Origin of the sequence: Pseudomonas sp. PS01301 (assembly GCF_029960215.1) — a bacterium.
Taxonomy (GTDB): domain Bacteria; phylum Pseudomonadota; class Gammaproteobacteria; order Pseudomonadales; family Pseudomonadaceae; genus Aquipseudomonas; species Aquipseudomonas coleopterorum.
On sequence record NZ_JASCPM010000048.1, the window covers coordinates 24,286 to 35,019 of the forward strand.

Sequence of the window (10,734 nt, forward strand, 5' to 3'; positions counted from 1 at the left end):
TGAAGCTGATGCATGCTTGAGCCGCAGGGCATCGTTTCGAACTGGAATGCCAGGGCGTAGCGGACCAGGCGGTATCGTGCAGACCCTGTCAGGCCGCCCGCAAGCGGCCGAACTTCGCATTCGCTAGACCTTGCTGGTCCTCGGCAGCAGGATCGTGAGGATGCCGAACAGCGGCAGGAAGGAGCACAGCCAGTACACGTACTCGATTCCGTGTATATCTGCCAGATGGCCCAGCAGCGCTGCGCCGATGCCACCGAAGCCGAACATCAGGCCGAAGAACACGCCCGCGATCATGCCCACGTTGCCTGGCACCAGCTCCTGCGCATACACCACGATGGCGGAGAAGGCGGAGGCCAGGATGAAACCGATGACCACGCTCAGCACGCTGGTCCAGAACAGGTCGACGTAGGGCAGCATCAGGGTGAACGGCGCCGAGCCCAGGATCGAGAACCAGATCACCGCCTTGCGGCCGATCTTGTCGCCGATGGGGCCGCCGAAGAACGTGCCGGCCGCTACTGCGCCGAGGAACAGGAACAGGTGCAGTTGCGAGCTGGCCACCGAGAGGTCGAACTTTTCGATGAGGTAGAAGGTGAAGTAACTGGTGAAGCTGGCCATGTAGAAATACTTGGAGAACACCAGCAGCGCCAGCACCACCAGCGCCGCCTTGACCCGCCCCTTGGACAGGCCGTGGGTGGCGCGCTGACCGGCTCGGGCCTTGAACTGGTTGAGGTGGCCGCGGTACCAGCGGCTGATGGCGTACAGCAGTGCCACGGCGAACACCGCGATCAGACCGAACCAGGCCACGTGTCCCTGGCCGTACGGAATGACGATGGCGGCCGCCAGCAGCGGGCCGAAGGCCGATCCGGTGTTGCCGCCTACCTGGAAGGTGGACTGCGCCAGACCGAAGCGTCCTCCCGAAGCCAGGCGCGCGACCCGCGAGGTTTCCGGGTGAAAGGTGGAGGAGCCAATGCCGATCAGGGCCGATGCCAGGAGGATCATCGGGAAGCTGCCGACCGTGGACAGCAGCATGATGCCGATCAACGTGCAGACCATGCCGGCCGGCAACAGCAGCGGCTTGGGATGGCGATCGGTGTAGAAACCGATCCAGGGCTGCAGCAGCGAAGCGGTGACCTGGAAGGTCAAGGTGATCAGGCCGACCTGGGTGAAGGTCAGGCCGTAGCTGGCCTTGAGCATGGGGTAGATCGACGGCAGCACGGCCTGGATCAGGTCGTTGACCAGGTGTGCGAGCGCACAGGCGCCGAGGATGCGCATGACCAATGGGCTGGTCTGGGCCGCGCCGGGCACGCTGGCAGGGTTGCTTGTTGTTGTAGGGGTGGCCATGGGGATTCCGTTGGCAGGCAGGCATGGCCGGACACTCTGCCATTTTGCGTGCCTCGTCGCCAGTTGCCGACGCAGGTGAAACTGGCACGGCGCAATGGCGTCAACGAATACAACAACGACCGGGCGGTGATAAACTGGCGCCAGTCACTAAAAACCCATGAAGAATCGATAAAGTTCCAGAAACCCTCCGCATGAGGCAATGGGGTTTCGCCAGAATCAGGAGCGATCATGCCCAAAGTTTCTCACACGGCCCTGCGTCGCCAGTTCCGTGAGCTGCTGTCTTCGAAACAGTGTTATCACACCGCTTCGGTGTTCGACCCCATGTCCGCCCGCATCGCTGCCGACCTGGGCTTCGAGGTCGGTATCCTCGGCGGTTCGGTGGCCTCGCTGCAGGTGCTTGCCGCTCCCGACTTCGCCCTGATCACCCTCTCCGAGTTCGCCGAACAGGCCACGCGCATCGGTCGTGTCGCGCAATTGCCGGTGATTGCCGACGCCGACCATGGCTATGGCAACGCGCTGAATGTCATGCGTACAGTGGTGGAGCTGGAACGTGCCGGCATCGGTGCGCTGACCATCGAAGATACCCTGCTGCCGGCGCAATTCGGCCGCCGTTCCACCGATCTCATCTCGGTGGCCGAGGGCGTTGGCAAGATCCGCGCGGCGCTGGAGGCTCGGGTCGACCCTGAGTTGACCATCATCGCCCGTACCCATGCCGGTGTGCTCTCCACCCAGGAAGTCATCAGCCGGACCCAGGCGTACCAAGCCGCTGGTGCCGACGGCATCTGCATGGTTGGCGTGAAGGACTTCGAGCACCTGGAGCAGATCGCCGAAAACCTCAGCGTGCCGCTGATGCTGGTGACCTACGGCAATCCGGCGCTGCACGACGACGAACGCTTGGCGGCATTGGGTGTGCGGGTCGTGGTGGCTGGCCACGGTGCCTATTTCGCGGCCATCAAGGCCACCTACGATTCGCTGCGCGAACAGCGCCAGCAGTTCAGCAAGAGCACCGACCTGAGCGCCACCGAACTGACCCACACCTACACCCACCCGGAGAGCTACGTCGGCTGGGCCAAGGAGTTCATGAACGTGAAGGAATGACCGGCGGGGCGCCGGGGGCGGGAACATCATGCGGTCATGTGGGTCGGTTAAAAGGGAACCGCCGAAGGGTTCCGCTACCGGCCCCATCTGCCACGTACGAAAAGGCGACATTTTTAGTTGCTCTCAAGCCGTCCACGCCCTACAGTTCGCGCCGACCGTCCATGCTGGAAACGATCCATCCGGCTCAAGTACTGACGACGAGACAACAGGCCATCGGAAAGCAGCTTTCCGTGGCCTTTTTGCTTTCGCCCGACATGCCTTGGGAAGTAGGCGAACCAAAGTGGGGATACGGAGGATGGTCATTTGAGCCCATTTATATTCACGACGTTTGCCACCAGGAGTCCCTAGCATGTCGATCAACGTCGAAGACTACTTCGCACGCGATACCTTCAACAAGATGAAGGCCTTCGCCGACAAGCAAGAAACCCCCTTCGTACTCATCGATACCGCCATGATCAGCAAGGCCTACGATGACCTGCGCGCCGGTTTCGAATTCGCCAAGGTGTATTACGCAGTCAAGGCCAACCCGGCCGTGGAAATCATCGACCTGCTGCGCGACAAAGGCTCGAACTTCGACATCGCTTCGATCTACGAGCTGGACAAGGTCATGAACCAGGGTGTGGGCCCGGAGCGGATCAGCTACGGCAACACCATCAAGAAGTCCAAGGACATCCGCTACTTCTACGACAAGGGCGTGCGCCTGTACGCCACCGACTCCGAAGCCGACCTGCGCAACATCGCCAAGGCCGCCCCGGGTTCGAAAGTCTACGTGCGGATCCTCACCGAAGGCTCGACCACGGCCGACTGGCCTCTGTCGCGCAAATTCGGCTGCCAGACCGACATGGCCATGGATCTGCTGATCCTGGCGCGCGACCTGGGCCTGGTGCCCTACGGCATCTCCTTCCACGTGGGCTCGCAGCAGCGCGACATCAGCGTTTGGGATGCGGCAATCGCCAAGGTCAAGGTGATCTTCGAACGCCTCAAGGAAGAAGACGGCATCGTCCTCAAGCTGATCAACATGGGCGGTGGCTTCCCGGCCAACTACATCACCCGTACCAACAGCCTGGAAACCTATGCCGAGGAAATCATCCGCTTCCTCAAGGAAGATTTCGGTGACGATCTGCCGGAAATCATCCTCGAGCCCGGCCGTTCGTTGATCGCCAACGCCGGTATCCTGGTCAGTGAAGTGGTACTGGTAGCCCGCAAATCGCGCACCGCGGTCGAGCGCTGGGTGTACACCGACGTAGGCAAGTTCAGCGGCCTGATCGAAACCATGGACGAGTCCATCAAGTTCCCGATCTGGACCGAGAAGAAAGGCGAGATGGAAGAAGTGGTGATCGCCGGGCCGACCTGCGACAGCGCCGACATCATGTACGAGCACTACAAGTACGGCCTGCCGTTGAACCTGGCCATCGGTGACCGCCTGTACTGGCTGTCCACCGGTGCCTACACCACCAGTTACAGCGCGGTGGAATTCAACGGCTTCCCGCCCTTGAAGTCGTTCTACATCTGATGCACCGGTAACCTGCGGGCAGCCATCGGCTGTCTGCAGGTCTACTGTTCCAGCGCCTGCAGGCGCTGCGCATAGAGCGTTGCCATCGCTCTGATGGCTGGCTGCCTGGCCTGCTCCAGCACCGCCACACTACTGCGTAGAAAATTGCTGTTCCCGCCTTCAAGAGCTCGATGCAGCCAGATCAGCGCCGTGTCGACATCCCCCTCCTCCGCCAGTATCGCGGCGTGGCTGAACTGCCCGCGGAAATCACCTGCCTGCGCCGAACGCATGTACCACACCTTTGGCTTGGGCAAGTCAGCACCGACCACCAGCCCCTGTTCAAGATAGCGGCCGACCAGATTCATGGACTTGGCATGGCCCATGGTCGCCGCCTGCAGATAGCACGCGAAGGCCCGTGCATGGTCGAGCCCGATGCCGCGCCCGGTGCCCAGCAGGTTGGCCAGGTTGTACAGGCCCCAGTCGAGCCCTGCCTGCGACGCCTGCAGATAATGCCCGGCGGCACGCTCGACGTTGGCCTCGCAACCCCAACCGTGCTCGTGGCAGCGCCCGAGCATGTTGTGCGCCATGGGGTGGCCATGATGGGCCGCGATGGCAAACCACTTCACCGCGAGCGCTGCATCGCGTTCGATACCGCGGCCATCGAGCAGGATCTGCCCGAGCAGCGCCTGGGCGTCGACAACGCCCTGCCCTGCGGCGATCACCAGCGCCTGCGCAGCCTTGCGCGGTTCAGCGGTGAGCATCGCCTGCAGCTGTTCGTTGTCCAGGACTTCCAGGCGACGCAGGCGCCAGTCGGCGCTCATACGTCCACCCAACGCCGCAGCAGGTTGTGATAAGTGCCGGTGAGTTGGATCAATGACGGATGATCGGGGACATCACGAGTCAATTGCTGGATCGCGCCGTCCATCTCGAACAGCAGCGCACGTTGGCTGTCCTCGCGGACCAGGCTTTGCGTCCAGAAGAAAGACGCGAAGCGGGCGCCGCGGCTGACGGCGCGCACCTTGTGCAGGCTGGTGGCCGGATACAGCAGCAGATCCCCTGCGGGCAGCTTGACCTCGCGGGTGCCGAAGGTGTCCTGGATCACCAGTTCACCGCCGTCGTAATCCTGCGGATCGCTGAAGAACAGCGTCGAGGACAGGTCGGTGCGCACGCGTTCCACGCCGCCCTTGGCCTGGCGCACGGCGTTATCGATGTGGAAGTCGAAACTGCCGCCTGCCGTGTAGCAGTTGAGCAGCGGTGGAAAGACCTTGTTCGGCAACGCCGCCGACATGAACAACGGATTGGCCCACAGGCGTTCGAGCAGCGCGGCGCCTATTTCCACGGCCAGCGGATGGCCCTCGGGCAGTTGCAGGTTGTGCTTGGCCTTCGCGGACTGGTGGCCAGCGGTAATTCGGCCGTCCGCCCAGTCGGCCTGCTCCAGAGCCTGGCGGATGCGCAGCACTTCGTCGCGCGCGAACAATCCTGGAATGTGTAGGAGCATGGAAATTCACCGCAGGCCGAGGGGCAGCAATGGTATTGATTCCCATTGCCGAAGCACAAGGGTGCGGTCGTGAGAATGAGACGAAAACTGCGCGGGAAATTGTAAAGAATGTAAGTACTTCGCGAATAGCAATATTTCGCAATTGCTACAAATATTCACTTACATTATTCTCCGCCGCCTCATAACCTTGGGGAAGGTTTCCATCATGTCGCGCCAACACCATTTCATTCCCGACTCATCGCCACGGCTGCTTGCCTCTGCCATCGGCATGGCCCTGGGCGCCACCTGGGTAGCGCCCACCGCGTACGCGGCTGACGCCGACGAGGCCAAGGCCGCTCCGCTGTCGCTGGGTGCCACCAGCATCACGGGGGAGGCCCAGGAGCCGACGTCCTATCAGACCGAACGTGCCTCATCCACCAAGTACACCGCGCCGCTGGTGGACACACCGCGCTCGGTGACGGTAGTGCCGCAACAGGTCATCAAGGACACCGGCGCGCTCAATCTGCAGGATGCCCTGCGCACCGTGCCCGGCATCACCTTCGGTGCCGGTGAAGGCGGCAACCCGCAGGGCGACCGGCCTTTCATCCGCGGTTTCGATGCTCAGGGCGATACCTACCTGGATGGCGTACGCGATGCCGGCGCGCAGAGCCGGGAAATCTTCGCCGTGGAATCCATCGAGGTCAGCAAGGGTCCCAACTCGGCCATTGGCGGCCGTGGCGCCGCCGGCGGTACGATCAACCTGGTGAGCAAGAAGGCACACTTGGGTGACTCGCTGGACGGCGGCTTCACCTGGGGTTCGGACCAGACCCAGCGCTATACCCTGGACGGCAACTACCAGTTCAGCGACAGCGCTGCCGGGCGACTCAACCTGATGAGCCACCAGAGCAACGTGGCCGGCCGCGATCAGGTCGACTACGACCGCTGGGGCATCGCGCCGTCGCTGGCCTTCGGCCTGGGCACCGAGACGCGGGTCTTTCTCGACTACTACCACCTGGAGAGCGACGACCTCCCCGATTCGGGCATTCCCTACAGCATTCCGGCTGCCGGGAACGCGGGCCGTACCTCGGCCAATCCGGACACGCCGCAGGACGGCGGTCGCAGCAGCAACTTCTATGGCCTGAGCGACCGTGATTTCCGCAAGACCCGCAGCGACATCGCCACCTTCGCCATCGAGCACGATCTGACCGACACCTTGACCGTGAAGAACACCCTGCGCCACGGCAACACCATGCAGGACTACATCCTCACCCAGCCCGACGACAGCCAGCGTAACGTCAGAAACGGCAGCGTCTGGCGCCGGGCCAACAGCCGCGTCGGCAATACCGCGACCACCACCAACCAGACCGACCTGTTCGGCGATTTCTATGTGGCCGGATTCAAGAACAGCTTCTCGACCGGTATCGAATTCAGCCGCGAAGACAGCGACCGCAGCAGCTACACCGTCAACACCGACACCACGCCGCGTACCGCCGGTTCCAGCAGCAACTGCAGCCTGGGCAGCATCGTCTCCAGCGGCTACAACTGCACCTCGCTGGCCAATCCCAACCCGGACGATCCGTGGAACGGCGCCATTGCCCGCAACTATGCCGGCACCGACACGTCGAGCAAGACGCGGGCGATCTACGTGTTCGACACGCTGGAGCTGAGCCCGCAATGGCAGGTGAACGCCGGCCTGCGCTACGATCACTTCGAAACCGACTACCGCACTTTCACAGCCGCCGGCGTCACCACGGCCAAGAGCGAGGACACCAGCGAGTTCGTCACCGGCCAACTGGGGTTGGTGTGGAAACCGGCCGAGAACGGCAGCGTCTATGTGTCCTATGCCACGTCCGCCACGCCACCCGGCTCGCTGGTCGGTGAAGGCATGGAAGGCAACCCGTTGGGTGGTGCACCGGACCGCGCCGGCAACCTGCTGAGCAGTGACCTGGAGCCTGAAGAAACCACCAACTACGAAATCGGGACCAAGTGGGATCTGTTCGACCAGCGTCTGTCGCTGACCGCCGCGCTGTTCCGCACCGAGAAAGACAACACCCGGGTGCAGACCAATACCTACGCCTACGAGAACGCCGGCAAGACCCGTGTCGACGGCCTGGAGCTGTCGGCGTCCGGCAAGCTCACCGAGCAGTGGCAGGTGTTTGCCGGCTACAGCTACCTGGAAGCACGGGTGGTGGACAACGGCCCGCTGGGCGCGGCGAACAACGGCAACCAGATGCCCAACACGCCGAACAACAGTGCCAGCCTGTGGACCACCTACAACCTGACGCCCAAGCTGACCATCGGCGGCGGCGCGTTCTACGTCGATGACGTGTTCGGCAACCTTGCCAACACCACGATGGTCGACAGCTACGTGCGCCTGGATGCCATGGCCAGCTACAAGATCAACAAGCATTTCGATGTGCAGTTGAACGTGCAGAACCTGGCCGACAAGACCTACTACGACAAGGCCTTCAGCACACACTTCGCCAACCAGGCAGCGGGCCGTACGGCGCTGCTGAGCACCAACTTCCACTTCTAGAGGCCGCCTGGCCGTTTCTGCGCCCTGCTCGTTCACGCGACGCAGGGCGTTTTTACGTCGCAACGGCAATGAACGGAATCGGTACGGTTGAGACCGATTCTCAGCGCGTGCTGCATAATGCCGTCCGCCTTCCTTTCGATTGGCCCGCTCAAGGTGATCCGTGTTCAAGAACGTCCTCTTCCAACTGCACTGGTTTTTCGGCATCACCGGTGGCCTGGTGCTGGCCCTGATGGGCATCACCGGCGCGAGTTATTCGTTCGAGGATGAAATTCTGCGCGCGCTCAACCCGCAAAGCCTGACGGTGCAGATCCGCGACACGGGGATCCTGCCTGCCGCGCAGCTGGTGGAGATTCTCGAGCGGCGCCAGGGCAGCAAGGTCGCTGCCTTGCGCGTGGACCTAGTCGAGGGTAGCGCCGCACGGGTGTCCTTCACTCCGCCGGCGGGACAGCGGCGTGGGCCATCGGCCTATTTCGATCCGTACACGGGAGAGTTGCAGGGCGAGGTGTTTGGCGAAGGTTTCTTCGACCTGATGCTGGACCTGCACCGCTTCCTGGCCATGGGTGGCACCGGCCGCCAGATCACCGGGGCCTGCACCCTGATGCTGGTGTTTTTCTGCCTCTCGGGCCTGTACCTGCGCTGGCCGCGCAAGGCATTGAACTGGCGCACCTGGCTGACGTTGGATTGGGCCAAGAAAGGTCGTGCCTTCAACTGGGACCTGCACGCGGTGTTCGGCACCTGGTGCCTGCTGTTCTATCTGCTCGCCGCCCTGACCGGCCTGACCTGGTCGTATCAATGGTTCGGCAACGCCGTGAACAGGATGCTCTCCGACACCCCTACCGCCCCGCGCATCGAACGGCGCACTGCCTCGTCTTCCGACGTGGCGCCGGTGGTCGACTACGACGCACTGTGGGCCAGTATTCGCGCCGCGGTCGGGCCCGAGCTGAGCGTGATCAATGTGCGCATTCCCGGCAATGTCGGTCTGCCGGCGACGGTCTTCTACCTGCGCAAGGACTCGCCGCACGACCGCGCGTTCGGCTTGCTCAGCCTCGACCCCACTACCGGGCAGATCAAGGACATCCAGCGTTACGAAGACAAGTCGCTGAAGGCGCAACTGCTGACCAGTATCTATGCCCTGCACGTGGGCAGCTACTTCGGGCTGGTCGGGCGCATTCTGATGATGCTGGCCAGCCTGACGATGCCGCTGTTCCTGATCACCGGCTGGTTGCTGTACCTGGATCGGCGCCGCAAGAAGCGCCAGGTGCGCCTGGCGCGCGGTGCTTTGAGCGTGCAGGACGATGCCTCTGCAGGTTGGTTGGTCGGCTTCGCCAGCCAGAGTGGCTTCGCCGAGCAATTGGCATGGCAGACCGCCGGGCAATTGCAGTCGGCGGGCCACAGCGTTCAGGTCCGTGCCTTGGCTCAGGTGGACGAGGCACAACTCCAGCAGGCCGAGAAGGCCTTGTTCGTGGTCAGCACCTTCGGCGACGGCGAGGCGCCCGACACCGCCCGCGGCTTCGAGCGCAAGGTGCTGGGCAGCGCCTGCGCCCTGCACGGCTTGCGCTACGCGGTGCTGGCCCTGGGTGACCGGCAATACCAGCAGTTCTGCGGTTTCGCCCACCGTCTCGATCAGTGGCTCGATGCCCGGGGTGCGCAGCCGCTGTTCGCCTCGATCGAGGTGGACAACGCCGACCCGGCGGCCTTGCAGCATTGGCAGCAGCAGCTGAGCCTGCTCACCGGGGGGGTGGCCCAGGCCGTGTGGCAGGCCCCGGCATTCAGTCCGTGGACCTTGGTCGAACGCGAACTGTTGAACCCAGGCAGCTCAGGCGATCCGGTCTACCGCATCGCCTTGCGCGACGATGATCAAGCCCAGTGGGAGGCTGGCGATCTGGTCGATGTGCTGCCGCGCAACGGCCGCCTGGCCATTGAACAGTGCCTGTCAGGGCTGGGCCTGGAGGCGTCGACCCGGATCTGGGTCGATGGCCTGCAGGAGCCGCTGGGGCAAGCATTGGCCAGCCGCCAGCTTCCGGCCAGCCGCAGTCATCTGGTCGGGCTGCACGCGCAGGCACTGGTAGACGCGTTGATACCCATCACGGTGCGCGAGTACTCCATCGCCTCCCTGCCCGGCGACGGTCGCCTGGAACTGATCGTGCGTCAGCAACGGCACGACGACGGTGGTTTGGGGCTGGGGTCGGGCTGGCTGACCGAGCACGCTGAACTGCATGGCGCGGTCAGCCTGCGCCTGCGACGCAATGCAGGGTTTCATCTGCCGCAGGCCCCGGTGCCGGTGATTCTGATCGGCAACGGTACCGGTCTGGCAGGCTTGCGCAGCTTGCTCAAGGCGCGTATCGAACAGGGACGACAGCGAAACTGGTTGTTGTTCGGCGAGCGCAACCGGGCCCATGACTTTCATTGCCGGGAGGAGTTACTGGGGTGGTTGGCCAGTGGTGACCTTGCGCGCTTGGACGTGGCGTTTTCGCGTGATCAGGCGCACAAGGTGTACGTGCAGGATCGGCTGCGCGAGGCGGCTGACGAGTTGCTGGAATGGGTGGAGAACGGCGCGGTGATCTACGTGTGCGGAAGCCTGCAGGGGATGGCCAGCGGCGTGGATCATGTGCTGACCGAGGTGTTGGGCCGCGACCGCCTGGACGCCCTCATCGAAACCGGCCGCTACCGCCGCGACGTCTATTGACCCACCGCGTCGGCGGTGCGTGCGGTGTATCTGGAAAACCGCGTCAAGGCCGGACGCGGCTTGCGCCGCTGCTACAGGGGATCGCAGTGTTTCTGTAGCAGCGG

The 10,734-nt window shown here is 63.3% G+C and carries 7 protein-coding genes; 4 read left to right on the forward strand and 3 right to left on the reverse strand.

Annotation, left to right across the window (positions count from 1 at the left end; translation table 11 throughout):
- Nucleotides 1-123 precede the first annotated feature (123 nt).
- Nucleotides 124-1,341 (reverse strand): MFS transporter, encoded by a 1,218-nt coding sequence (locus QMX89_RS19600; protein ID WP_049861181.1) that lies wholly within the window; start codon nt 1,339-1,341, stop codon nt 124-126.
- Between the two features lie 228 nt (nt 1,342-1,569).
- On the opposite strand from QMX89_RS19600, the gene QMX89_RS19605 reads away from it, so the two are divergent.
- Nucleotides 1,570-2,439: an oxaloacetate decarboxylase gene (locus QMX89_RS19605; protein ID WP_049861180.1), complete on the forward strand. Its 870-nt coding sequence runs from the start codon at nt 1,570-1,572 to the stop codon at nt 2,437-2,439.
- A gap of 349 nt (nt 2,440-2,788) precedes the next feature.
- Nucleotides 2,789-3,952, forward strand: coding sequence for a type III PLP-dependent enzyme (locus QMX89_RS19610; RefSeq protein WP_049861179.1), 1,164 nt, complete (start codon nt 2,789-2,791; stop codon nt 3,950-3,952).
- Nucleotides 3,953-3,993: 41 nt separating this feature from the next.
- Here QMX89_RS19610 and QMX89_RS19615 read toward each other — a convergent pair whose 3' ends face one another.
- Together QMX89_RS19615 and QMX89_RS19620 are read right to left on the reverse strand one after the other, a co-directional pair.
- Nucleotides 3,994-4,752, reverse strand: coding sequence for a tetratricopeptide repeat protein (locus QMX89_RS19615; RefSeq protein WP_282349500.1), 759 nt, complete (start codon nt 4,750-4,752; stop codon nt 3,994-3,996).
- Nucleotides 4,749-5,429, reverse strand: coding sequence for a Fe2+-dependent dioxygenase (locus QMX89_RS19620; protein ID WP_049861177.1), 681 nt, complete (start codon nt 5,427-5,429; stop codon nt 4,749-4,751). Before QMX89_RS19620 ends, QMX89_RS19615 begins: the two co-directional genes overlap by 4 nt.
- 205 nt (nt 5,430-5,634) lie before the next feature.
- Between QMX89_RS19620 and QMX89_RS19625 the strand changes: the two genes are divergently transcribed.
- Together QMX89_RS19625 and QMX89_RS19630 are read left to right on the forward strand one after the other, a co-directional pair.
- Nucleotides 5,635-7,944 carry a TonB-dependent siderophore receptor gene (locus QMX89_RS19625; protein WP_282349501.1) on the forward strand — a complete coding sequence of 770 codons (2,310 nt, stop codon included), beginning with the start codon at nt 5,635-5,637 and terminating at the stop codon, nt 7,942-7,944.
- Between the two features lie 160 nt (nt 7,945-8,104).
- Nucleotides 8,105-10,630, forward strand: coding sequence for a sulfite reductase flavoprotein subunit alpha (locus QMX89_RS19630; protein ID WP_282349502.1), 2,526 nt, complete (start codon nt 8,105-8,107; stop codon nt 10,628-10,630).
- The last annotated feature ends 104 nt before the right edge of the window (nt 10,631-10,734 follow it).